Origin of the sequence: Microbacterium sp. M3, from assembly GCF_033548675.1 — a bacterium.
Classification (GTDB): domain Bacteria; phylum Actinomycetota; class Actinomycetes; order Actinomycetales; family Microbacteriaceae; genus Microbacterium; species Microbacterium arthrosphaerae.
This window is the reverse complement of the sequence record NZ_JAWTZT010000003.1, coordinates 580,914-603,510: the sequence shown is the minus strand read 5'-3', so window position 1 is coordinate 603,510 and position 22,597 is coordinate 580,914. Positions and strand designations below refer to the sequence as shown.

Sequence of the window (22,597 nt, the reverse complement as noted above, 5' to 3'; positions counted from 1 at the left end):
GGATGCCGGAGGCACCGCCAGCCGTGCCGCCCGCGGGTGCCCGTTGGCCGAGGCGGCGGCCCAACCCGCTTAGGCGACCGGAGTGTGCTGCGCGACGAGCTCGCGCTTGAGCACCTTGCCGCTCGGGCCCAGCGGGAGCGCGGGCACGACGTGCACGACGCGCGGGTACTTGTACGCGGCGATCCGCTCGCGGGCGAACGCCACCACCTCCTCGGGCTCGAGCGAGACGCCGTCATGAGCGACGACGGCGGCGTGCACCTCCTGGCCTCGCACGTCGTCGGCGACGCCGAACACGGCGGCCACGGCGATGCCCGGGTGCCGCGCGAGCACCGCCTCCACCTCGGTCGGGTACACGTTGTACCCCGAGCGCACGATCATGTCCTTCTTGCGGTCGACGATGGTGAGCACGCCGTCGGTGTGCGTTCCGAGGTCGCCGGTGCGGAACCAGCCGTCGACGACCGCGGCGGCCGAGGCATCCGCGCGCCCGAGGTAGCCCTTGAACAGATTGTGGCCGCGCACCACGACCTCGCCGACGGCCTCGGGCGCGTCGAGCAGTGCGACCGCGTCCTCGACGTCGGGATCGGCGATGGCGACGTCCACGCCCCACAGCGCGCGCCCGACCGTGCCGGGACGGATCGGCTCGCGGAGCGGGTTCGACGACACCGTCGGCGCCGTCTCGGTGAGCCCGTAGCCCTCGTGCACGTCGGCGCCGAACGCGTCTTCGAACGCCTCGAGCACGGCGACCGGCAGGGCGGCTCCGCCCGACACTGCGTACCGCAGCGGCGGTCGGGCGGGCGAGCGCCGAGCGGCCTCGAGCATGCCGACGTACATCGTGGGCACGGCCGTGAACACGGTCGCACCGAGCGACGCGGTGAGCGCGAGGGCCGCGTCGGCGTCGAAGCGCGGGAGGAGGATGACGGATGCCCCGACCCGCAGCGCGATGTTCATCACCGCGGTCTGACCGAAGGTGTGGAACAGCGGCAGCCCGCCGAAGACCACGTCGTCAGGGCCGAGGTCGAACGCGTCGATGAGGGTCGTGTGCACCTGCTCGACGATCGACAGGTGCGAGCCGACCGCGCCCTTGGGCGTGCCGGTGGTGCCGCTGGTGTAGAGGATCGTGGCGGCATCGAGCGGCCCGACCGGCTCATGACGCGCGATCGGCTCGGCCGCGGCGGCCTCCGTCTCGAGCCGCGGCAGGTCGACGCCCGCGTCGGCGGGCAGCAGCACCGTCACGAGCGGCACGCCCGCCGCCGCGGCCGCGGGTGCGGCCTCGCCGAGCAGCGGAGCGGCGGCGACCACGACGTCGGCGCCCGAGTCGCGCAGCACGTAGGCGATCTCGTCCGCCTTCAGCAGCAGGTGCACCGGCACGACGACGGCGCCGAGCGACAGTGCGGCGTAGTACACCCGCGCGAAGTCGGGGACGTTGGGCACGATCATCGCGACGCGGTCGCCGCGGCCGATGCCCCGCGCGCGCAGCGCGCCGGCGTACGCGCGCGTCTGATCCCACAGCTGCCGGTACGTCGTCGTGGTGCCCGCGAAATGGAACGCCGTGCGGTCGGCATGACGCACCGCCGACTCGGCGAGGATGCTCGCGACCGACAGGGTCGCGAAGCCGGGGCCGTCGATCGCGGCGTCGGGCTGGTGGGTCATCGCTGTCTCCTTCGACATGGGATGGGGACGGATGCCGCGGCATCCGCTCGCTTTCAGGCGCGCAACTGTGCGCGGCCGAGGCCTGCCAGGTGCACCTCGTCGGGGCCGTCGGCGATGCGCAGGGACCGCACGCCGGCGTAGAGCTCCGCGAGCGGCGTGTCGGACGAGACGCCGGCGCCGCCGTGGAGCTGGATGGCGCGGTCGACGATCTGCTGCACGGCGCGGGGCACGGCGATCTTGATCGCCTGGATCTCGGTCATCGCGTGCTTGTTGCCGACGGTGTCCATGAGCCACGCCGTCTTGAGCACCAGCAGGCGCAGCGCCTCGAGCTGGATGCGCGCCTCGGCGATCCACTCCCGCACGACGCCCTGCTCGGCGAGGGTGCGGCCGAAGGCGTGCCGCGCCGACGCGCGTTCGACCATGAGCGACAGGGCGCGTTCGCCCATGCCGAGGGCGCGCATGCAGTGGTGGATGCGGCCGGGGCCCAGCCGGGCCTGCGCGATCGCGAAGCCGTCGCCCTCGCCCGCGATGAGGTTCTCCGCCGGCACCCGCACATCCTCGAAGGCGACCTCGGCGTGGCCGCCGTGGTCGCGGTCGTCGTAGCCGAAGACGGTGAGCGGTCGCACGATGCGCACTCCCGGCGTCTCGCGCGGAACCAGGATCATCGACTGCTGACGGTGGCGCGCGGCATCCGGATCCGTCTTCCCCATCACGATGAAGACGGCGGCGTCGGGATTCATGGCGCCGGTCGACCACCACTTGCGGCCGGTGATGACGTAGTGGTCGCCGTCACGCCTGATGCGCGTGCCGATGTTCGTCGCGTCGGACGAGGCGACGTCGGGCTCGGTCATGCAGAACGCCGAGCGGATGCGTGCTTCGAGCAGCGGCTCGAGCCACCGCTCCTTCTGCGCCGGGGTGCCGAAGTCATTCAGCACCTCCATGTTGCCGGTGTCGGGGGCGGCGCAGTTGAACGCCGCGGGGGCCAGGCGCGGGCTCCACCCGGTGACTTCGGCGACCGGCGCGTACTGCAGGTTCGTCAGGCCGGCCCCGCCGTGCACACCCGGGCGTGCACCGCCGTGCGCACCCGGGAGGAACAGATTCCACAGCCCTGCTGCGCGGGCCGCGGTCTGCAGCTCCCGCACGACCGGACGCACGGTCCACTCGTCAGGGGTCGCCGCCAGCTGCTCTTCGAACACCGGCTCGGCGGGGAGCACACGCCCCTCCAGGAAGGCGCGGGCACGGTCAGTGTGATCGCGGCTCACCGCGTCAGGGGCGAAGTCCACTTCAGTGCACCTCCTGCGTGCGGGCGCCGAGGGTCTGCAGCCCGTTCTCGGCGAGTGGGGCGACGAGTCCGCCCATGCGGTCGAAGCCCTCACCGACGGTGTCGCCGCCCTGGTAGCGGAAGTGGATGCCCTCGAGGATGACGGCGAGCTTGTACGCCGCGAAGGCGCGGTACCAGCGGAGGTCGGGCACGGCGATGCCGGCCTCCTGGGCGTACGTGTCGGCGAGCTCGTCGAACCCGGGATAGCCCGCTGCCGGGTCGACGGCACTCGGGACGACGCCGGCGCCGCCGGGCAGCTCGGCGATGTCCCAGTACAGCCCGAACATGCCGAGGTCGACGAGCGGGTCGCCCAGCGTGGCCATCTCCCAGTCGAGGATCGCGGAGATGCGGGGTGAGGCATCGCCGATCACGAGCGCGTTGTCGAGCCGGTAGTCGCCGTGGACGATCCCCGACCGGGCGGAGCGGGGAACGCCCTCGCCGAGGCGTGCCTGCAGCGCGTCGAGCAGCGGCGTCTCACGCGAGCGCGAGGCATCCAGCTGTCGTCGCCAGGTCGTGAGCTGGCGGTCGAGGTATCCGTCGGGCCGTCCGAAATCCGCGAGGCCGACGGCGTCGGGGTCGACGGCGTGGAGCGCGGCGAGGTGACGGGCGAGGTCGAGGCTGAGCCGGCGCAGTCCGTCGGCGCCGTAGGCGGCGTTCTGGTCGCGTCGCGCGAGGACGTGCCCGGGTGCGCGCTCCATGACGAAGAACACGGTGCCGGTGACGCGGCCGGCCCCGCTGTCGTCGACGACGTCGATCGCGCGGGGGACCGGCACCGCGGTGTCGGCCAGCGCGGAGATCACGCGGTGCTCGCGGCGCATGTCGTGCGCGCTCGACAGCACGTGCCCGAGCGGAGGACGGCGGAGGATGAGCGGCACGCGGGCGCCCTCGATCGCGTAGGTGAGGTTGCTGCGGCCGCCGGCGACGACTGTCGCGGTGAGGCCGTCGTCCGCGAGGTCGGGGTGCGTCTCGCGCAGCCACGCGGTCAGGCCCGCGACATCCAGTCCAGGAACTCCGGTCATCCTCGACCCCTCTCGCACCCCCGCTTCGGGGTGTCCGATGACAGCATACCGGATGGTCGGTTTGTTGGAGTGTGTCCGCTGGCAGTCGGCGCGTTTCGTCTCGCTTCGCTCGCTCAACGACCGGGATGGAGGATGAGCGTCTCGATCGCGGAGCGCACGGACGCCGGCACCGGCGTCGGGCGGCGGGTCGCGGCATCCACGAACACGTGCACGAAGCGGCCCGTCGCGATCGGTTCGTCCTCGCCGGAACGGAGGATGCCGAGGGCCCAGCTGATGCTCGTCGTGCCGAGCCGTTCGATGCCGATGCCCACCTCGAGCGGCTCGGGGAATCCCGCCGAGGCGCGGAACTCGCACGACGAGGCGGCGCAGAGGGCGATCGCGGCCCCGCCGATCGGCTCGAGGCCGCCCTCTCGGATCATGAAGGCGTTCACCGCGGTGTCCATCGCGGCGTAGTAGACGGTGTTGTTGAGGTGTCCGTACTGGTCGTTGTCGTTCCAGCGCGTGGCGAACGGCTCGCGCACGGGGTACGGCCCCGGCGCGGTCATGCGTCGACCCGCAGCGTCAGGCGGAACGCGACCCGGGCGCGTTCGGCGCTGGGGGTGTCGCCCGAGATGAGGTCGGCGTACGTGAACGACTCCGAGAGCCGCACCAGGATGTAGGCGAGGTCGGCCGGGGCGATCGCCCCGCCGAGGGGTGCGTCGCCGAGGTCGCGCCGCACCAGCCACTCCGCCGTGGCGACGTACCGGCGCTGGATCGGGCTCTCCTTCGTCGTGAGCAGGCGAAGCGCGCGGGCGGGCTCGCGACGGAGGAATCCGCGGAAGTACTCCGCGGTGATGAGGTCGTCGACGAAGTGGGTGAGGATGCCGGCGACCCGCTCGCCGCCCTCTAGTCCGGCGCTGGCGTGCTCGGCCTGCACCAGCGTGGGGATCGCGAGCGACCACAGCACCTCGCCGAGCAGCGCATCGCGATTGCCGACCCAGCGGAAGAGCGAGGTGCGATCCACGCCGAGTGCGGCAGCGAGCGCCGTCATGTCGATCCGGCGTCCGGCGATGAGAGTCGCACGCGCCGCCTCGAACGCGCGCTGCGCGTCGGGGTGGGTACCGCTCGCCAGGCGTTCCGACAGCCACGAGGGCGCGGCATCCGTTCCCACGCTCGCGATGGTCACGGGCGTGGTTGTCGCCGTCGGGCGTGCGGTCGGGTTCATGTGGGCACTCTACCGGCCGGGCGGTCCGCGGGTGCAACGTTTCTGAGAGTGTTGTGCAACATTCTGCAAAGTGATGCATACTCGGAGCGACACCGAAGGAGACACGATGACGTTCACCTCGACCGAGCCGCTGTCCGACGCCCGCGCCCTCGCGGAGCCCGCGGACCTGCTCGACGCCGACTTCTACGAGTTCCAGCACCTGCTGACCGATGTCGAGCAGCGCGCGCTGCGCGACATCCGCGAATTCCTCGCGACCGAGGTGCGCCCGTTCGCCGACGACCATTGGGACCGCGCCGAGAGTCCTCGCCACCTGGTTCCCCGCATCGCGGAGCTCGGCATGTACGGCAACGCCTTCCCCGAGACGCAGACGTTCGAGAACAGCAACCTCTTCCGAGGCTGGGTGGCGATGGAGATCTCACGGGCCGATCCCTCGACGGCCACGTTCATCGGCGTGCACAGCGGCCTTGCGATGACCTCGATCGCGGTCGGCGGCTCGGACGAGCAGCGCGCCGAGTGGCTGCCGGTGCTGGCGCGCGGCGAGCAGATCGCGTGCTTCGGACTCACCGAGCCGGGGCACGGCTCCGACACGGCCAAGGGCCTCGAGACGACGGCAGAGCGCCGGATCGGCGCGGACGGCGAGGCGGAGTGGGTTCTCAACGGCGCCAAGCGCTGGATCGGCAACGCCGCGTTCGCCGACCTCGTCGTGATCTGGGCCCGCGACGTCGCCGACGATCAGGTGAAGGGCTTCCTCGTGCGCACGCCGTCGGTGGGCTTCGAGGCGACGAAGATCGAGCGCAAGCAATCGCTGCGCACGGTCGAGAACGCCGACATCGTGCTGACCGACGTCGTGGTCGCCGAGCGCGACCGGCTGCAGCGCATCGACGGCTTCCGCGATCTCGCGGTGGTGCTGCGCCTCACGCGCGCGCAGGTGGCCTGGCAGGCGCTCGGCGTCGCCGTCGGGGCCTACGAATGCGCGGTGGCGTACGCGAAGGCGCGCGTGCAGTTCGGCAAGCCGATCGCGTCGTTCCAGCTCGTGCAGCAGAAGCTCGCCGACGCCCTCGCGAACATCACCGCGTGCATCGGCATGTGCGTGCGGGTGTCGCAGCTGCAGGACGATGGCGTGCAGAAGGACCACCACTCCGCTATGGCGAAGGCCTTCGTGAGCGCGCGGGTGCGCGAGACGGTCGCTCTCTGCCGTGAGATCTGCGGCGGCAACGGCGTGCAGCTCGGCGGCCAGGAGCAGCTCGGCATTCCCGCCGGCTACGGCATCGCGCGCTACTTCGCCGACGCCGAGGCCGTCTACACCTTCGAGGGCACGTACGACATGAACTCGCTCATCGTCGGCCGCGCGATCACCGGCATCGCCGCCTTCGTCTGAGCCGCGGCATCCGACGGAAAGGAACGAACATGACCGAGGCCTACATCGTCGCCACCGCGCGCTCGCCGATCGGGCGCGCCCGCAAGGGGTCGCTCGTCGATGTGCGACCCGACGATCTCGCGGCGCGCATGGTCGGCGCCGCTCTCGACAAGGTGCCGGGGCTGGATCCCGGCCGGATCGACGACCTGCTGTTGGGCACGGGCCAGCCGGCGGGGGAGCAGGGGTTCAACCTCGCCCGCATCGTGGCGGTGCTGATCGGATGGGATGCCGTGCCCGGCGCCACCGTCAACCGCTACTGCTCGTCGTCGCTGCAGACGACGCGCATGGCGTTCCACGCGATCAAGGCCGGCGAGGGCGACGTGTTCGTCTCGGCCGGCGTCGAGGCGGTGTCGCGATATGGGGCGGGGGCGTCGGATGTTCCGGATGCCGTCAACCCGGTGTTCGCCGCCGCGGTCGGGCGCACCGCCGCCCGCTCCGCCGCGGGCGCAGGCGTCTGGGCCGATCCCCGGCTCGACGGCGCGCTGCCCGACCCCTACATCGCGATGGGACAGACGGCGGAGAACGTCGCGCAGCTGCGGGGCGTGTCACGCGAGGAGCAGGATGCCTTCGCCGCACGGTCGCAGCAGCGTGCCGAGGCGGCGATCGCCTCGGGCTTCTGGGCCGGCGACATCACGCCGGTCACCCTCGACGACGGCACGGTGGTGGCAGCCGACGACGGACCACGCCCCGGCGTCACCGTCGAAGCGCTCGCCGGGCTCGACCCGGTGTTCCGGCCCGACGGCACGGTGACGGCGGGCAACTGCTGCCCGCTCAACGACGGCGCCGCCGCGGTCGTCGTGGTGTCGGACCGCGTGGTCGACGAGCTGGGTCTCCAGCCGCTCGCCCGGATCGTGTCGACGGGAGTGTCGGGCCTGTCGCCCGAGGTGATGGGGCTCGGGCCGGTCGAGGCGTCGCGTCGTGCCCTCGCAGTCGCCGGGCTGTCGATCGACGACATCGACCTCGTGGAGATCAACGAGGCCTTCGCGGCGCAGGTGATCCCGTCGGCGCGCGAGCTGGGCGTCGATCCGGAGTGCCTCAACGTCCACGGCGGCGCGATCGCGGTCGGCCACCCGTTCGGCATGACCGGCGCCCGCATCACCTCGACCCTGATCAACGGCCTCGCCGTGACCGGCGGCCGCTACGGCCTCGAGACGATGTGCGTCGGCGGCGGCCAGGGGATGGCGATGGTGCTCGAGCGCGTGTGAGACCCGCGCCGTCGGCCTCCGCGAGCGCCTCGTCGGGCGTTCGCCCGGCGAGCGACGGCCCGCTACCACCTTCTCCGGGGAACTGACAAGCCCCGTCCGCCGTCGGGCTGCCAGGCCGCAGGGTGTGCGCATGGCGCGAGAACGACCGGGCGTGACGACGGTGGCCGACGGTGTGCTGCGCATCCAGCGCGCGGGGGTCAACTGCTATCTGCTCGCGGCATCCGACGGTCTCACACTCATCGATGCCGGCCTCCCCGGCATGTGGCGGCTCCTGCTGCAGGCCCTGCAGTCGCTCGGTGCGGCCCCGGCGGATCTCACCGCCGTCGTCCTGACCCACGGGCACTTCGACCACGTCGGCCTGAGCGACCGCCTGCGTCATGACCACGGTGTGGCGTCGCACATCCACCACGCCGACGCGGTTCTCGCGCGGCATCCCTATCGCTACGACCACCAGGCGCCGCGATGGCGCTACCCCTTCCGCTATCCGGCGAACCTGCCGCTGCTCACCTCGCTGATCGCGGCCGGCGCGCTGACGGTGGAAGGCACGAAGACGAAGAACGGGGTCGAGCCCGGCACGCCGATGCCGGTGCCCGGCCGCCTGGTTCCGATCTGGTCGCCCGGCCACACCAACGGCCATTGCGGATTCCTCCACGAAGCGTCGGGGGCGCTGTTCAGCGGTGACGCCCTCGTCACCCTCGACCCGTACACCGGCCGGGTGGGGCCCCGACTGGTCGCCCGCGCGGCGACCGCCGACGCCGAGATGAACCTCCTCAGCCTCGACCGGCTGGCGGTGACGGATGCCTCGCTCGTGCTGCCCGGCCACGGGCTGCCGTACGAGGGCGGCGTGCGCGACGCGGTCGCCCACGCGCGCCGCGCAGGTGTCGCATGAGTCCGAACAGATCGATCGAGGAGACCCGAATGTCCTTGTCGTTCAAGCCGCAGAACTGGTTGGCCGCGATGCGCGAGGCGCTCTCGTCGCTGTTCTCACCCCCGGTGCACCGCGCCGGTCCGCGTCGCCGTCGTGCCACGTGGCGTGCCACACTGGCCGACCACCGGCGCGGCGGCGACCACCGCCCGCCGTCGGGGTGAGCCCTCCAGCGCGGGTGGCCGCCGACCGGGAACCGATCGGCGCGCGGGGCTACGGGCGCAGCACGACCTTGATGCAGCCGTCCTCCTTCTTCTGGAACGTCTCGTAGAACCGGGGCGCCTCGGCCAGCGGCACGTGGTGCGTGACCAGGTCCATCACGCCGAGCGGATCGGACGGGTCTTCCACGAGCGGGAGCAGTCCGTCGACCCAGCGCTTGACGTTGCACTGGCCCATGCGCAGAGTTATCTGCTTGTCGAACATCGTCTTCATCGGCAGGATGTCGGCGTCACCGGCGTAGACGCCGCTCAGCGAGACCGTGCCGCCACGACGGACGGCGTCGATCGACGCGTAGACCGCTGAAAGGCGATCCACACCCGCCTTCTGCATGACCGGGCGCGCGACCGCGTCGGGAAGCAGTCCCACCGCCTTCTGCGCGAATCCGATCGCCGGGTCGCCGTGCGATTCCAGACCCACCGCGTCGACCACCGAGTCCGCGCCGCGGCCGTCGGTCAGGTCACGCAGCTGCTCGACGATGTCGTCGGTCAGGTCGTAGGTGAGGGCGCCGTGCCGCTCGGCCATCTCCCGCCGCTCGGGCACCGGGTCGACGGCGAGCACGCGGTAGCCGCGGTGCACCCCCACGCGGGCGGCGAACTGGCCCACGGGTCCGAGGCCCATGACGGCGAGCGTCCCGCCCTCGGGCACGTCGGCGTACTCCACCCCCTGCCACGCGGTCGGGAGGATGTCGCTCAGGAACAGGTAGCGGTCGTCGGGGAGGTCGTCGCCGACCCGGATGTGGTTGTAGTCCGCCAGCGGCACCCGCAGATACTCGGCCTGCCCGCCGGGCACCTGGCCGTACAGCTTGGTGTAGCCGAACAGCGCGGCGCCGCTGCCCTGCTCTCGCACCTGGGTCGTCTCGCACTGCGACTGCAGGCCGCGGCGGCACATGAAGCAATGCCCGCACGCGATGTTGAAGGGGATGACGACGCGATCGCCGACCGCGAGCTGCGTGACGTCGGCGCCCACCTCCACGACGACGCCCATCGGCTCGTGGCCGAGGATGTCACCGCTGTCGATGAACGGCCCGAACAGCTCGTAGAGGTGCAGGTCCGAGCCGCAGATCGCCGTCGAGGTGATCTTCACGATGGCGTCGGTGGGTGCTTCGATCCGAGGATCCGCGACCTCCTCCACGGTGACGTTCCGTCGTCCCTGCCAGGTCAGAGCTTTCATTCGTCGTCCTCCGTCCGCCCGCGCGCGGGCTGTCGATCACGATGAACCGCCACCGTACGGCGGGCCGACGCGTCCGATCAGGGGGTTGATGATTCGCCCCGGCCCGACTAACGCCCCCTCACGCCATCGCGGGCTCCACCAAGCGTCCGTCGTCGATCGCCATCAACGCGTCGGCGGCGTCGATGACCGCGCGGTCGTGGCTGACGCACACCACCGCCGCCCCGCGATCGGCCTCCGTCCGCATCGTGGCGAGGATGCGGCCGGCGCTCTCGGCGTCCAGCGCGGTCGTGGGCTCGTCGAGCAGCAGAAGATCGGCGCCGCGGGCCAGGCCCTGGGCGAGGAGTGCCCGCTGGCGCTGCCCTCCCGACAGCGTGTGGAACCGCGCTCGCTGCAGGTGGACGAGGTCGACCGCCTCGAGGGCGTCGTCGACGGCCCGCCGCGCCGTCCGGCCCAGGGCGCGCCAGGGCCCGATGCGGCCCCACGCGCCGACGGTGACGACGTCGCGCACGGTGACGGGGAGATGCTCGGTGACCGCGCTGCGCTGCGGCACGAACGCGCGGGTGGCGCCGGCGACCTCGACGCGTCCGGCGGAGGGCGTGAGCGTGCCGGCCATGACCTCGAGGAGGGTCGATTTGCCCGCGCCGTTGGGTCCGGCGATCACCGTGAGCGAGGCGGGCGCGACGTCGGCGTCGATCCCGCGCAGCACCTCCGCTCCGCCGAAGTCGACGCGGATCGCGCGCAGGGCCAATCGGGCAGGAGGGGGAAGAGCGGGCGTCACTGCGCCAGTCTAAACGATCTTGAGAATGGTTCTCATTAACGCTACGGTCGTGCCTCGTGACTTTCCTGACCGAGCCCTTCGCCCTCGAGTTCGTGCAGCGCGCCCTCATCGGCGGTGCACTGGTCGCGGTGCTGTGCGGCGTCGTCGGCACGTGGGTGGTCGCCCGCGGCATGGCCTTCCTCGGCGAGGCGCTCGGCCACGGCATGCTCCCGGGCGTCGCCCTGGCCACCGTGCTCGGCCTGCCGGTGCTGCTCGGCGCGGGCATCAGCGCCACGGTCATGAGCCTCGGCATCGGGGCGCTGCAGCGGCGCGCGCGCCTCTCGTACGACATCAGCATCGGCCTGCTGTTCGTCGCCATGCTGGCCGCGGGCGTCATCGTCATCTCGCATTCGGGCAGTTTCGCGACGGATGCCACGGCCATCCTGTTCGGCGACATCCTCGCCGTCTCGGCAGCCGACCTGGTGCTCCTCGGCTGGGCGACCGGGATCGGGCTGGCCGTCGCGGCAGCCGCCCACCGGCCGCTCGTGGCGCTGGCGCTGGACGCCCGGGTGGCCGCCGTCCTCGGCCTCGGTCCGCGGCTGGCGCAGGCCGTGCTCGTCGGGCTCGTGACCCTCACGGTCGTCGCTTCCTATCGAGCCGTGGGGTCGCTCCTCGTGGTGGGGCTGCTCATCGCGCCCGCGGTCGCGGCCTCGCGCTGGACGTCGCGACTGCCGTCCACGATGGCGCTGGCCTCAGTCTTCGGTGTGGCCTCGGTCGCGATCGGACTCGTGCTCTCGTGGCATGCCGGCACCGCCGCCGGCGCCTCCATCGCCCTGACCGCCGTCGCGGCCGCGGGGGCGTCGTGGCTCGCCCGCGTCGCACTGACCGCGCGCACCGCCCGCACCCGCTCCGGCTCGGCGGTCGCCCGTGCCTGACTCGCCACGCCTGCCCATCTCGCGCGGCACCACGCCGCCCGCCCGAGGATTGAAGGAATCCGTGCTCCACCGCTCCCGCCTGCTCACCGTCCTGCTCGCGGCGACGGCGCTCACCCTCACCGGGTGCGCCGCCCCCACATCGCCGGCCGCCGCGCCGGAGGAATCCACCGCACCCGGCGGTCACGGCGACATCGCGGGCGCGCGAGAGCTGAGCGAACCCCCGCTCGCGCTGGTCACCGTCGATCCCGCGGGCGCCGTGCACCAGCTCGATCTGCTGGACGAGAGCGTGGCCGAGCTGGGCGCGGTGCCGGCGCCGACGAACGCGACGACCGACGGCCGGTACGTCTTCGCCGACAGCGGCGACGGCGTCGCGATCGTCGACAGCGGCCGCTGGACGTGGGACCACGTCGACCACTTCCACTACTACCTGGCCGAGCCGGCGCTCCTCGGCGAGGTCGCCGGGCGCGGTCCTGCCACGGTGGCGACGACGATGTCGTCGACCACCGGCGGCACCGGTGTGTTCCTCGCCGGCAGCGGCGAGGCCGTGCTGCTCGACACCGAGGCGCTGTCGAAGGGCGACATCGTCGAGCGCTTCCGCATCCAGACCGCGCCGCACGAGGGGCTCGTCGTGCCGCTCGGCTCGTTCGCGCTCACGACCGAGCCGCGACAGGGGGTGGCGGCATCCGTCATCGTCCGCGAGGAGGACGGGATGCCGGTGCCCGGCGTCTCGGCCGAGTGCGCCGACGCGCGGGGCACCATCACGACGCGCGTGGGCGCGGTCATCGGCTGTGCCGACGGCGCGCTGCTGGCCACGCTCGCGGACGGCGCGGTCGAGCTCGAGCGCATCCCCTACCCGGAGGGCGTCGCGGCACCGAGCGCGACGGCGTTCGCCGGGCGTGACGGTCGCCCGACCGTGGCGGCCGTCGCCGGTGCGCAGGGCATCTGGCTGCTCGATACCCGCGAGCGCGCGTGGACGCTGCTGCCCGTCGACCGCCCGATCGTGCAGGCGACCGCGGTCGACGACGAGGCCGCGCACGTGCTCGCGCTCGCCGCCGACGGGCGCGTGCTCGTGATCGACGGCACCACCGGCGCGCTGGTCGCGCAGACCGAGCCGCTCGTGGCAGATCCGACGGTGACGGATGCCGCGGCCCCGGCCCTCATCGCCGACCAGCATCGCGCCTACCTCAATGCCCCGGCCGAGCGCCGGCTGTACGAGATCGACTACGCCGACGGCGCCCGCATCGCCCGCACCTTCGACGCGCCGGCCGAGCCGGCCTTCCTCGCGGAGACGGGCCGATGACCCGGCTCGGCGCGCGAGCGCTCGCCGGCGCGCTCGCGGCGGTGGTCGCGGCATCCGTCCTCACCGGGTGCGCGCCCACGGCCGACGACCGTCCGCTCGTCGTGGTGTCGACGAACATCCTCGGCGACGTCGTCGCAGAGGTCGTGGGGGAGGAGGCCGAGGTGCTGACGCTCATCCGGCCCGGCGCCGACCCGCACTCGTTCGAGATCTCGGCGCGGGAGGCGGCACGCCTACGTGTGGCCGATCTGCTGGTCTCCAACGGGCTCGGTCTCGAAGAGGGGCTGCAGCAGCACCTCGACGCCGCCGCCGAGGAGGGGGTCGCGGGCTTCGTCGCGGGCGACGCCGTCGCCGTGCTCGAGTACCACGAGGGCGATGCCGCCGGGGTCGTCGACCCCCACTTCTGGACGGATCCGCAGCGCATGATGGCCGTCGTCGACGCGCTGCAGCCCGAGCTCTCGGCGCTCGACGGCGTGGACGGCGCGGCGATCGAGCGGCGCAGCGAGGCGTACCTCGCCGAGCTCGAACGTCTCGACGGTGAGATGGCGACGGCGTTCGCGGGCATCCCGGCCGAGAGCCGCGCGCTCGTGACCAACCACCACGTGTTCGGCTACCTTGCCGAGCGCTACGACTTCCGCGTCGTCGGTGCCGCGATCCCGGGCGGCACCACGCTGGCCGCGCCGAGCCCCTCCGACCTGGCGGACCTCGTGACCGCGATCGACGAGAACGGCGTGGGCGCGGTCTTCGCCGAGTCGTCCTCGCCCGATCGGCTGATGCGGGCGCTCGCTGACGGGGCCGGCGTGCACGTCGAGGTGATCGAGCTCTACACCGAGTCGCTGACCGACGAGCAGGGCGGCGCCCCCGACTACCTGACCATGATGCGCGAGAACACGCAGCGCATCGTCACCGGGCTCTCGTCCTGAGGCCCCCAACCCCGAAAGGGATCCATCCCATGCGCACACACATGCTGCGCCGCGCCGGCCTGATCGCCGTCGCGGCCGGAGCGGTCGCGACCCTCGCGGCCTGCTCCACCCCCGTCGCGGCTCCGGCCGACGCCGGTGACTCCACGCCCGCGGCGGTCAAGGCGGGCTCGCGGATCGCGGTCGCGTACGAGGGCGGCATCCTCGTCCTCGACGGCGAGACCCTCGAGACGGTCGCCGATCTCGACGCCGAGGAGTTCACGCGGCTGAACGCCGCCGGCGACGGACGCCACGTGATGGTCACGATGAGCGAGGGCTTCCAGGTGCTCGACACCGCGGCCGGCACCACCGGCGAGCCGGAGCTCACCGACCTCGTGTTCGAAGCCGACACCCCGGGCCACGTCGTGCGGCACGGCGGCAAGACCATCCTCTACGCCGACGGCACGAGCGACACCACGATCTTCGACACCGACGCCCTCGCGACGGCGGGCGGCGACGGCGAGCTGCCCGACACCGAGACGGTCCCCGGTCTCGAGGCGCACCACGGCGTCTCGGTCGTGCTCGAGGACGGCACCTTCCTCACCACGGTGGGCGACGCCGACGGCCGCACCGGGATCTCGGTGCAGGACGCCTCCGGCGCCCAGGTCGCCACGAGCGATGCCTGTCCGGGCGTCCACGGCGAGGGCACGGCGGCCGACGAGGCGGTCGTCTTCGGGTGCGAGAACGGCGCGCTGCTCTACCACGACGGCGAGATCGTGAAGCTCGAGGCTCCCGACCAGCCCTACGGCCGCATGGGCAACGCGTACGTGAGCGAGACCAGCCCGCTGGTCGTCGGCGACTACAAGAGCGACCCCGACGCCGAGGGCTACCTGCTCGAGGCGGTCACCGTCATCGACACCGAGGCGCACACGCTCGAGGTCGTCGACCTGCCCGAGGGTGTCTCCTACACGTTCCGCGACATCGCCCGTGGCCCCGAGGACCTCGCCTATATCCTCGCCAGCGACGGCTCGATCCACGTGTTCGACCCCGCCACCCGCGAGATCACCGACGCCTACCCGGTCGTCGAGGCCTGGGAGAGCCCGGTCGAGTGGCAGGACCCGCACCCGGCGATCCTCGTCGACGGCGACATCGCCTACGTGACCGAACCGGCGGCGAACGCCATCCACGCGGTCGACCTCACCACCGGCGAGATCGTCTCGTCGGCCACGCTCGACGTCACGCCCAACGAGATCGCTCAGTCGGCGGGCACGAACAGGGCGACGGTGTCGGCCACAAGCGCGGGCCGGGACGACCCGTCGAGTTCGACGGTGGTGCGCAGGCCCACGCGGTAGCCCTGGGCGGTGGATTCGGCGCTGGTGACCTCGGTCACCGCGCGGACGCGGGAGCCCGTGGTGACCGGCTGCAGGAACCGCACCTTGTCGAGCCCGTAGTTCACGACCATCGCGGCGCCCTCGACCGAGAGCAGTCCCTGCGTGAGGCGGGGGAGGAGCGACAGGGTCAGGTAGCCGTGGGCGATGGTCGCGCCGAAGGGCCCGGATGCCGCGCGCTCGGCGTCGAGGTGGATCCACTGCCAGTCCTCGGTGGCGTCGGCGAACGCCTGGATGCGCCGCTGATCGATGGTGAACCAGTCGCCCGTGGCAGTGCTGCCGATCGCGTCGGCCAGGGCGGCGGGGGAGTCGGCGACGATGCTCATGCGCGGGGCCCGCCCGCCACGTAGAGCACCTGGCCGGAGACGAAGCCGGCCTCCTCCGAGCTGAAGAACGAGGCCGCGGCGGCGATGTCGTCGGGGGTGCCGGCACGGCCGACCGGGATCTCGGCCGCATTGTGGGCGATGAAGTCCTCGAACGAGACGCCGACGCGCTCGGCGGTGGCGCGGGTCATGTCGGTGACGATGAAGCCGGGCGCGATCGCGTTGGCGGTGACGCCGAAGCGGCCGAGCTCGATGGCGAGGGTCTTGGTGAAGCCCTGCATGCCGGCCTTGGCGGCGGCGTAGTTCGCCTGGCCGCGGTTGCCGAGCGCCGAGGTGCTGGAGAGGTTCACCACCCGGCCCCACCCCTCCTTGACCTGGTGCTCCTGCACGGCGCGCGACATCAGGAACGCGCCGCGCAGGTGCACCGCAAGCACGGCGTCCCAGTCGTCCTCGGTCATCTTGAACAGCAGGTTGTCGCGGATGATCCCCGCGTTGTTGACCAGGATCGTGGGCGCACCGAGCTCCTCGGCCACGCGCGCGACGGCACGCTCGACCGACGCCGCGTCGGCGACGTTCGCGCCGACCGCGAGGGCCCGGCCGCCGGCATCCGCGATCGCCGTCACCGTGTCGGCGCACTGCGCCTCGTCGAGGTCGAGCACCGCGACGGCGTGCCCGTCGGCGGCGAGACGCTTCGCGGTGGCGGCGCCGATGCCGCGCGCGGCGCCTGTGACGATGGCTGTCCTGGTCATGCGGGGGTCCCTTCGATGGTGGAGCCGGGTTCGGTGGTCGAGTCGTGTTCGGTGGGGGAGTCGGGTTCGGTGGGGGAGCCGGGATCGAAGACGATCAGCTGGCGCAGCTCGCCGCCCGCGGCCAACCGGTCCATGGCGGCGTCGAGGTCGTCGAGGCGGATGCGCGACGACACCAGGCGCTCGAGCGGCAGCCGCCCGGCACGCCACAGCTCGACGTAGCGGGGGATGTCACGGCTGGGCACGGCCGACCCGAGGTAGCTGCCGATGATGGTGCGGGCCTCGGCGGTGAGAACGAGCGGCGAGACACTCGCCCGGGCGTCGGGGGCAGGCAGGCCCACGGTCACGGTGGTGCCGCCCGGCGCGGTGACGGCGAGAGCCGTCTCGAAGGCGCGCGCCGCGCCGGCCGCCTCGATGACGACGGGAGCGTGGATGCCGTGGTCCACGGCATGGGCGGGGGTCACGGCGTCGATCGCGCCGCACGCGAGCGCGTGCTCCAGCTTCGCTGGCACGGTGTCGACGCCGATCACCTCGTGCCCGAGCGCCACGGCCACCAGCAGCGCCGCCATGCCCACGCCGCCGAGGCCCACCACGATCACGCGATCCTGTGGCGCAGGACGGGCGGCGTTGATCACCGCACCGCCACCGGTGAGCACGGCGCACCCGAGGAGCGCGGCGATCTCGGGCGGCACGTCGGGGTCGACCGGCACGACCGACGCGCGGTTGACGACCGCGTGCGTGGCGAAGGCCGACACGCCCAGGTGGTGATGGACGTCCTGGGCGTCGCCGTCGCGCTCGCGATGCAGACGGATGCCGCCGCCGAGCAGCGTGCCGGCGGCGTTGGCCGCCGAACCCGGTGTGCACGGCAGCCGGCCGTCGGTGCGGCATCCATCGCAGTCGCCGCAGCGCGGCAGGAAGGTCATGACGACGCGCGTGCCGGGGACGAGGTCGTCGACGCCGTCGCCGACCTGCTCGACGATGCCCGCGGCCTCGTGGCCCAGCAGCATGGGGACGGGGCGGACGCGGTTGCCGTCGACGACGCTGAGGTCGGAGTGGCAGACGCCGGCGGCCTCGATGCGGACGAGCAGTTCGCCCGGCCCCGGCGGATCCAGCTCGAGGTCGCCGACGGTGAACGGATGCGTGCGGGCGAACGGAGCCTCGGCGCCCGTCACCTCGAGCACTGCTGCCGTGATCCTCATCCGACCTCCTCGTCGTCATGCCCATGCGCGGCACGCCACCAGCTTCTCGCGAAACCGGTGTGGCAAGCATACCGACCGCGCGGTATGTTTGCATCCACGCGCGGCGACGGTGCCGTGCAGCCGCCCGAAGGAGACGAAGATGTCCAGCAGCCACGCATTCCCGGCGTCCGTCCAGGGTGACGCCGAGCCGCGGTTCTCGGGGCTCGTCGAGCTGTTCCGCGAGAACCTCGCCGGCGGCGAGGAGCTGGGCGGATCGCTGTGCGTGCTCGTCGACGGCCGGCCGGCCGTCGACGTCTGGGGCGGCTGGAGCGACGACGCGCGCTCGCGGCCGTGGGAGAGCGACACGCTCACGAACGTGTGGTCGCTCTCCAAGACCGTCTCGTCCCTCACCGCCCTGCTGCTGATCGACCGAGACCTCGTCGATCCCGACGCGCCCGTGGCGACGTACTGGCCGGAGTTCGCCGCGAACGGCAAGGAGGAGGTGCGCGTGCGGCACGTGTTGACTCACTCGTCGGGCGTCTCGGGTTGGGACCAGCCCGTCACCGCCGACGACATCCTGGACGTGGATGCCGCGACCGACCGGCTGGCGGTTCAGGCGCCCTGGTGGCCCGCCGGAACGGCGTCCGGCTATCACCTTCTCGACTACGGTCACGTGGTTCACGGCCTTGTTCGCGCGGTGGATGGCCGCAGCCTCGGTGAGTTCGTCGCCGCCGAGCTCGCTGCGCCCCTCGGGGCGGACTTCTGGCTGGGGCTGCCGGCCGCCCAGGACCATCGGGTCTCGCCGGTCGTGCCGCCACCCCCCTCGCAGCTCGACCTGTCGGCGCTGTCGCCTGACTCGCCCGCCGTGCGCACCTTCACGGGCCCGGTGCTCGGCGCCGAGGTCACCTGGACGCCGGCCTGGCGGGCCGCGGGCGTCGGCGGCGCCGGCGGGCAGGGCAACGCGCGCGCGGTCGCGCGGCTCAATGCCCTCGTCGCGGGCCGGGGTGAAGTGGACGGGCTCCGGCTCCTGTCAGCCGACAGCGTCGAGCGCATCTTCGCCGACCCGGTGGACGGGATCGATCTCGTGCTCGGCCTGCCTCTGACCTGGGGGCTGGGGTGGGGGCTGCGGCATCCGCTCTCCACCTCGTACATCCCCGAGGGGCGCGTGGCGTTCTGGGGAGGGTGGGGCGGATCGCTCGTCACGGCCGACGTCGATCGCGGGGTGACGTTCGCGTACGTGATGAACCGCATGTCGGACGGCATCCTCGCCTCGGAGCGCGGCCGCACCTACCTGCGCGCCGTCTACGACGCTCTCTGAGGCTGCGGAGCGCGGAACGCCCGCCACTCGGTGACCGGGTGGCGGGCGTTCGCACAGGCGTCCTCAGGACTGGGCGGCGCGGCGCCGGAGCCGCGCGCGGCGGATCCACTTCTCGAGCTCGATCAGCACGGGCACCAGCAGTGCCAGACCGAGCGCGGTCAGCCACTCGTCGCCCGACAGGCCGACGGTTCCCACGAGGCGCTGCATGAACGGCACCTCGACCGCCACCACCGTGAGAGCCAGCGGGATCGAGAGCCATTTCACCGCGGCGAGGATCGGTGCCGCAAGACCTGATTCGGGGTCGCGGCGCATGACGAGCCCGCCGAAGATCGAGCCGAGTGCGCAGACGACGAACGCCATCGTCACAGGAACGTTCGGTTCGGTCGAGCTGAGCAGGTCGGGGTGGATCAAGAGCGGCACGAGCGTGGTGATGAAGATCAGGCCGCCGTAGACGAACCACAGCGTGACGGCCGCGGGGTTGGCGATCGTCTTCTTCGGATCGCGCGGCGGCTTCAGCATGATGCCGTCGGGAACCGGATCGAGGAGGATCACGATCACGGGGAAGATCGCGATGAAGAAGTTCAGGAACAGCACCATGATCGGCGTCAGCGGGACGCCGTCGTTGATGTCGAAGATGCTCGCCACCAGGAAGAGCAGCACCAGTGAGAACAGCTGCGACATCTGGAACCGCACGTAGCTGACGATCTTCTCGTAGATCGAGCGGCCGAGCCGCACCGCCGTGACCAGCGTGCCGAAGTTGTCGTCGACGAGGATCATCTTCCCCGCCTGCTTGGTGACGTCGCTGCCCGAGCCCATGGCGACGCCGATATCGGCCTGCTTGAGCGCGGCGGCGTCGTTCACGGCGTCGCCCGTCATCGCCACGACGTCGCCCTGCTCCTGCATCAGCCTCGCCAGACGCAGCTTGTCTTCAGGGGTGACGCGGCCGAACATGTGCAGGCGCGGCAGCGCCGCCTTCAGCTCGTCGTCGCTCATCGCCTGGATCTCGGCGCCGCTGGCAGCCCCTTCGCCGAGACCGAGCTTCCCGCCGATGGCCGCGGCGGTGATCGCGTGGTCGCCCGTGATCATTCGCACTTCGATGCCGGCCTCGCGTGCGATGCGCACCGCCTCCTTCGACGACGGGCGCAGCGGGTCGATGATGCCGACGAGGCCGACGAAGGTGAGGTCCGACACCGCGGCCATCGGGTCGTCGGCCACGGTGGCGCCGGGCGCGAACCGGCGGAAGGCGAAGGCGAGGACGCGCAGCCCCTGCTCCGAGAGCGAGCGGTTCGCCTCGAGGATCGCGTCGCGCTGATCGGCGATCGGCACGACGCCGTCCATGGTGGCGACCGAGGTGCAGCGGTCGAGCACGACGTCGGGTCCGCCCTTGACGTAGCCCACGAGGGTCTTCACGCCCTCGACGGGGATCTCGTGGAAGGTCCCCATGAACTTGTAGGCCGAGTCGAACGGCACCTCGGCGACGCGCGGGAACCTCGCCCGCGTGAGCTCGGCGTCGGCGCCGAGCTTGGCGGCCAGCACGACCAGGGCGGCCTCGGTGGGGTCGCCGATCACGACGCCGTCGTCGGAGACCGTGGCATCGCTGCAGAGGGTGAGTCCGAGGGCGAGCTGGTGGAACTGCGGCACGGGGAGGCCGGCGACGTGGCGCACCTCTCCGGTCTTCTCGTAGCCCGAACCGGCGACCGTGAACCAGTCGCCGCGGTAGTACAGCGACTCGACCGTCATCTCGTTCATGGTGAGCGTGCCGGTCTTGTCGGAGTTGATGGCGCTCGTCGCGCCCAGTGTCTCGACGTCGGTCAGGTTCTTGACCACGGCCTTGTGCTCGGCGAGCTGGCGCGAGCCGTAGGAGAGCATGGCCTGCACGAACGAGGGCATGCCGGTGGGGATCGCCGAGATCGCCATCGAGATGCCGAGGAGGATCACCGAGGCGATCTCCTGGCCCCGCAGCAGTCCGGTGACGATGATGATCGCGACGGCGCCCCAGGCGATCCAGCCGAGCACGCCGGTGAGCGAATCGAGTTCGCGCTGCAGCGGCGACTTGGCGGGTTTCACGGCAGAGAGCATCGAGGCGATCTGGCCCATCTGCGTCTGCATGCCGGTGTCGGTGACGACGACTGTCGCGGTGCCACGTGTCACCTGGGTGTTCTGGAACACCATGTCGGTGCGGTCGCCGAGCGTGGTCTCGGGGTCGGTGAGCGTGCCGGCATCCTTCGGGATCGGTGCGCTCTCACCGGTGAGTGCGGCCTCCTGCGTCTCGAGCGTCGCCGATCGCACGATGCGCCCGTCCGCGGGAACGATGTCGCCCGCCTCGAGGGCGACGAGGTCGCCGGGCACGAGAGTCGTGGCGTCGACCTGCATGAGAGAGCCGTCCCGCACGACCTTCGCCTGCGGGATCTGCATCTTGGCGAGAGCGTCGACGGAGGCCTTCGCCTTGAGCTCCTGCCGCGTGCCGAGCACGATGTTCAGCACGACGAGGGCGCCGACCAGGATGCCGACGCTCACCTGGTTGATGAAGAGGCTGATCACCGCGACGGCCACGAGCATCACGTTCATGGGATCGGCGAGCTGCTGCAGCGCCACCTGCCAGGTCGACGGGGGCTTCTCGGCGGCGATGGAGTTGGGACCGTGGTCCGCGAGCCGCTGCGCGGCGTCGGCGGCGGTCAGGCCACGCTCCCGGTCGCTGCGCAGCGCCGCGACGACGGCCTCGGCATCCTGGGTGTACCACGGGGTGGCGGGCCTGTCGGCCGCGGTCTCCACTGTGCTCATGGCTCGAACATAGCGCCCGGGGACGCGCCCCGGCATGCACTGACGGCGCTTGTTTCGGCCCTCAGTCGTCGAGGCGCTCGCGCAGTCGGCGGGCGAGCTCGGCGGACGGCATCGACCGCGGGAACACCGCCACCACGACGTCGTCGGCCGCGGCATCCGCTTCGCCGTCGGGGAGGACTCCGAACCGCCGGCGCGCGTCGTCGAGGGCCGCTCGCAGCACCGACGCCGGCACCTTCTTCGGGCCGCGGATCAGGCGCCGCAGCACGTGGTTGTGGATGGCCGTTATGAGAGCCGAGAAGCCCACCGCGTCGAGCGGATCCAGGCCCGGCAGCGACGACCGCAGGTACTCGTCGAAGAGGCGCTCGTAGCGGAACACCGTGACGATCTCGCGATCGCGCAGCGCCGGCACCCCGCGCACGACGGCATACCGGCGGCGGGCCAGCTCGGGGTCGGCGGCGAAGTGGGAGTAGACGAGGAGGGATGCCTCGCACACGGCCGCCCACGGATCGCGATGCGGCTGCGCCAGGAACGCCCGCAGCCGGTCGATCAGCACCTCGTGGTCGGTGAAGACGACGTCGTCTTTGCCGCCGAACTGGCGGAAGAAGGTCGACCTCGAGACGCCGGCCGCCTGTGCGATCTGCTCCACCGACGTCTGGTCGAAGCCCTGCTCGGCGAAGAGCTCGAGCGCAGCGGCCACGACGGCCGCCCGGGAGGCGGCCTGACCCGCGATCGGGCTCGGAGCGGCGGAAGCGGCGGCGTTGTCGGTCATCTCGGGGAGAGCCTAGTGCGCCGCACGGCAGGGGTCGCGGCATCCGTCGCGCGCCGCGCCCTCACCGCTCCGCCTC

At 72.1% G+C, this 22,597-nt stretch carries 21 protein-coding genes; 9 read left to right on the top strand and 12 right to left on the bottom strand.

Going from position 1 to position 22,597, the window contains the following annotated elements:
* Positions 1–69: 69 nt before the first annotated feature.
* The 5 genes from R8Z57_RS12335 to R8Z57_RS12315 form a co-directional block, all read right to left on the bottom strand.
* Positions 70–1,650 (bottom strand): AMP-binding protein, encoded by a 1,581-nt coding sequence (locus R8Z57_RS12335; protein WP_318354062.1) that lies wholly within the window; start codon positions 1,648–1,650, stop codon positions 70–72.
* Positions 1,651–1,703: 53 nt separating this feature from the next.
* Positions 1,704–2,933 carry an acyl-CoA dehydrogenase family protein gene (locus R8Z57_RS12330; protein WP_318354061.1) on the bottom strand — a complete coding sequence of 410 codons (1,230 nt, stop codon included), beginning with the start codon at positions 2,931–2,933 and terminating at the stop codon, positions 1,704–1,706.
* A gap of 1 nt (position 2,934) precedes the next feature.
* Positions 2,935–3,990, bottom strand: a complete 1,056-nt coding sequence (locus R8Z57_RS12325; protein WP_318354060.1) for a phosphotransferase family protein — start codon at positions 3,988–3,990, stop codon at positions 2,935–2,937.
* Between the two features lie 113 nt (positions 3,991–4,103).
* Positions 4,104–4,535: a thioesterase family protein gene (locus tag R8Z57_RS12320; protein WP_318354059.1), complete on the bottom strand. Its 432-nt coding sequence runs from the start codon at positions 4,533–4,535 to the stop codon at positions 4,104–4,106.
* Entirely contained in the window at positions 4,532–5,194 is a 663-nt protein-coding gene (locus tag R8Z57_RS12315; protein ID WP_318354058.1) for a QsdR family transcriptional regulator, read from the bottom strand. Before R8Z57_RS12315 ends, R8Z57_RS12320 begins: the two co-directional genes overlap by 4 nt.
* A 106-nt stretch (positions 5,195–5,300) precedes the next feature.
* Here R8Z57_RS12315 and R8Z57_RS12310 point away from each other — a divergent pair, with 106 nt between their 5' ends.
* The 4 genes from R8Z57_RS12310 (at position 5,301) to R8Z57_RS12295 (ending at position 8,905) form a co-directional block, all read left to right on the top strand.
* On the top strand, positions 5,301–6,572 hold the full coding sequence (locus tag R8Z57_RS12310) for an acyl-CoA dehydrogenase family protein (protein WP_318354057.1): 1,272 nt from the start codon (positions 5,301–5,303) through the stop codon (positions 6,570–6,572).
* A gap of 29 nt (positions 6,573–6,601) precedes the next feature.
* Positions 6,602–7,816: an acetyl-CoA C-acetyltransferase gene (locus tag R8Z57_RS12305; protein ID WP_318354056.1), complete on the top strand. Its 1,215-nt coding sequence runs from the start codon at positions 6,602–6,604 to the stop codon at positions 7,814–7,816.
* 130 nt (positions 7,817–7,946) lie between these two features.
* Positions 7,947–8,705, top strand: a complete 759-nt coding sequence (locus R8Z57_RS12300) for an MBL fold metallo-hydrolase (protein WP_318354055.1) — start codon at positions 7,947–7,949, stop codon at positions 8,703–8,705.
* Between the two features lie 29 nt (positions 8,706–8,734).
* Positions 8,735–8,905 carry a hypothetical protein gene (locus tag R8Z57_RS12295; RefSeq protein WP_318354054.1) on the top strand — a complete coding sequence of 57 codons (171 nt, stop codon included), beginning with the start codon at positions 8,735–8,737 and terminating at the stop codon, positions 8,903–8,905.
* 49 nt (positions 8,906–8,954) lie between these two features.
* On the opposite strand, the gene R8Z57_RS12290 is transcribed toward R8Z57_RS12295, so the two are convergent.
* Positions 8,955–10,130: a zinc-dependent alcohol dehydrogenase gene (locus R8Z57_RS12290; RefSeq protein ID WP_318354053.1), complete on the bottom strand. Its 1,176-nt coding sequence runs from the start codon at positions 10,128–10,130 to the stop codon at positions 8,955–8,957.
* A gap of 118 nt (positions 10,131–10,248) precedes the next feature.
* Positions 10,249–10,908: a zinc ABC transporter ATP-binding protein AztA gene (gene aztA, locus R8Z57_RS12285; protein WP_318354052.1), complete on the bottom strand. Its 660-nt coding sequence runs from the start codon at positions 10,906–10,908 to the stop codon at positions 10,249–10,251.
* A gap of 56 nt (positions 10,909–10,964) precedes the next feature.
* Here aztA and aztB point away from each other — a divergent pair, with 56 nt between their 5' ends.
* The 4 genes from aztB to aztD all read left to right on the top strand — a co-directional run bounded on the left by aztB (position 10,965) and on the right by aztD (position 15,370).
* A complete protein-coding gene (gene aztB, locus R8Z57_RS12280; RefSeq protein ID WP_318354051.1) occupies positions 10,965–11,822 on the top strand; it encodes a zinc ABC transporter permease AztB in 858 nt (285 codons plus the stop codon).
* A 61-nt stretch (positions 11,823–11,883) separates the two neighbouring features.
* Entirely contained in the window at positions 11,884–13,122 is a 1,239-nt protein-coding gene (locus tag R8Z57_RS12275) for an ABC transporter (protein ID WP_318354050.1), read from the top strand.
* Positions 13,119–14,042 carry a zinc ABC transporter substrate-binding protein AztC gene (gene aztC / locus R8Z57_RS12270; RefSeq protein WP_318354049.1) on the top strand — a complete coding sequence of 308 codons (924 nt, stop codon included), beginning with the start codon at positions 13,119–13,121 and terminating at the stop codon, positions 14,040–14,042. The genes R8Z57_RS12275 and aztC overlap by 4 nt, the downstream gene beginning before the upstream one ends.
* Before the next feature lie 29 nt (positions 14,043–14,071).
* The gene (gene aztD / locus R8Z57_RS12265) at positions 14,072–15,370 is read left to right on the top strand and encodes a zinc metallochaperone AztD (RefSeq protein ID WP_318354048.1); all 1,299 of its coding nucleotides are present in this window, start codon (positions 14,072–14,074) and stop codon (positions 15,368–15,370) included.
* Here the strand turns inward: aztD and R8Z57_RS12260 are convergent.
* The 3 genes from R8Z57_RS12260 to R8Z57_RS12250 are packed head-to-tail and all read right to left on the bottom strand — an operon-like array spanning position 15,274 to position 17,674.
* The gene (locus tag R8Z57_RS12260) at positions 15,274–15,732 is read right to left on the bottom strand and encodes a MaoC family dehydratase (RefSeq protein ID WP_318354047.1); all 459 of its coding nucleotides are present in this window, start codon (positions 15,730–15,732) and stop codon (positions 15,274–15,276) included. The two genes, aztD and R8Z57_RS12260, sit on opposite strands and share 97 nt — an antisense overlap.
* A complete protein-coding gene (locus R8Z57_RS12255; protein WP_318354046.1) occupies positions 15,729–16,478 on the bottom strand; it encodes an SDR family oxidoreductase in 750 nt (249 codons plus the stop codon). Before R8Z57_RS12255 ends, R8Z57_RS12260 begins: the two co-directional genes overlap by 4 nt.
* Complete coding sequence (locus R8Z57_RS12250) at positions 16,475–17,674, bottom strand: alcohol dehydrogenase catalytic domain-containing protein (RefSeq protein WP_318354045.1); 1,200 nt, start codon at positions 17,672–17,674, stop codon at positions 16,475–16,477. The genes R8Z57_RS12255 and R8Z57_RS12250 overlap by 4 nt, the downstream gene beginning before the upstream one ends.
* A 139-nt stretch (positions 17,675–17,813) precedes the next feature.
* Here R8Z57_RS12250 and R8Z57_RS12245 point away from each other — a divergent pair, with 139 nt between their 5' ends.
* Positions 17,814–18,971 carry a serine hydrolase domain-containing protein gene (locus R8Z57_RS12245; RefSeq protein ID WP_318354044.1) on the top strand — a complete coding sequence of 386 codons (1,158 nt, stop codon included), beginning with the start codon at positions 17,814–17,816 and terminating at the stop codon, positions 18,969–18,971.
* A gap of 63 nt (positions 18,972–19,034) precedes the next feature.
* Here R8Z57_RS12245 and R8Z57_RS12240 read toward each other — a convergent pair whose 3' ends face one another.
* Together R8Z57_RS12240 and R8Z57_RS12235 are read right to left on the bottom strand one after the other, a co-directional pair.
* The gene (locus R8Z57_RS12240) at positions 19,035–21,752 is read right to left on the bottom strand and encodes a cation-translocating P-type ATPase (protein ID WP_318354043.1); all 2,718 of its coding nucleotides are present in this window, start codon (positions 21,750–21,752) and stop codon (positions 19,035–19,037) included.
* 61 nt (positions 21,753–21,813) lie between these two features.
* Entirely contained in the window at positions 21,814–22,521 is a 708-nt protein-coding gene (locus R8Z57_RS12235) for a TetR family transcriptional regulator (RefSeq protein ID WP_318354042.1), read from the bottom strand.
* Positions 22,522–22,597: the final 76 nt, after the last annotated feature.

Excerpts from the sequence above, each read along its gene's own strand:
- R8Z57_RS12255 (WP_318354046.1), bottom strand. The coding sequence starts at position 16,478 with ATGACCAGGACAGCCATCGTCACAGGCGCCGCGCGCGGCATCGGCGCC.
- R8Z57_RS12320 (WP_318354059.1), bottom strand. The coding sequence starts at position 4,535 with ATGACCGCGCCGGGGCCGTACCCCGTGCGCGAGCCGTTCGCCACGCGC.
- R8Z57_RS12250 (WP_318354045.1), bottom strand. The coding sequence starts at position 17,674 with ATGAGGATCACGGCAGCAGTGCTCGAGGTGACGGGCGCCGAGGCTCCG.
- R8Z57_RS12295 (WP_318354054.1), top strand. The coding sequence starts at position 8,735 with ATGTCCTTGTCGTTCAAGCCGCAGAACTGGTTGGCCGCGATGCGCGAG.
- R8Z57_RS12235 (WP_318354042.1), bottom strand. The coding sequence starts at position 22,521 with ATGACCGACAACGCCGCCGCTTCCGCCGCTCCGAGCCCGATCGCGGGT.
- R8Z57_RS12305 (WP_318354056.1), top strand. The coding sequence starts at position 6,602 with ATGACCGAGGCCTACATCGTCGCCACCGCGCGCTCGCCGATCGGGCGC.
- R8Z57_RS12300 (WP_318354055.1), top strand. The coding sequence starts at position 7,947 with ATGGCGCGAGAACGACCGGGCGTGACGACGGTGGCCGACGGTGTGCTG.
- aztC (WP_318354049.1), top strand. The coding sequence starts at position 13,119 with ATGACCCGGCTCGGCGCGCGAGCGCTCGCCGGCGCGCTCGCGGCGGTG.
- R8Z57_RS12315 (WP_318354058.1), bottom strand. The coding sequence starts at position 5,194 with ATGAACCCGACCGCACGCCCGACGGCGACAACCACGCCCGTGACCATC.
- R8Z57_RS12260 (WP_318354047.1), bottom strand. The coding sequence starts at position 15,732 with ATGAGCATCGTCGCCGACTCCCCCGCCGCCCTGGCCGACGCGATCGGC.
- R8Z57_RS12290 (WP_318354053.1), bottom strand. The coding sequence starts at position 10,130 with ATGAAAGCTCTGACCTGGCAGGGACGACGGAACGTCACCGTGGAGGAG.
- R8Z57_RS12240 (WP_318354043.1), bottom strand. The coding sequence starts at position 21,752 with ATGAGCACAGTGGAGACCGCGGCCGACAGGCCCGCCACCCCGTGGTAC.
- R8Z57_RS12310 (WP_318354057.1), top strand. The coding sequence starts at position 5,301 with ATGACGTTCACCTCGACCGAGCCGCTGTCCGACGCCCGCGCCCTCGCG.
- R8Z57_RS12335 (WP_318354062.1), bottom strand. The coding sequence starts at position 1,650 with ATGACCCACCAGCCCGACGCCGCGATCGACGGCCCCGGCTTCGCGACC.
- R8Z57_RS12245 (WP_318354044.1), top strand. The coding sequence starts at position 17,814 with ATGTCCAGCAGCCACGCATTCCCGGCGTCCGTCCAGGGTGACGCCGAG.
- aztD (WP_318354048.1), top strand. The coding sequence starts at position 14,072 with ATGCGCACACACATGCTGCGCCGCGCCGGCCTGATCGCCGTCGCGGCC.
- R8Z57_RS12325 (WP_318354060.1), bottom strand. The coding sequence starts at position 3,990 with ATGACCGGAGTTCCTGGACTGGATGTCGCGGGCCTGACCGCGTGGCTG.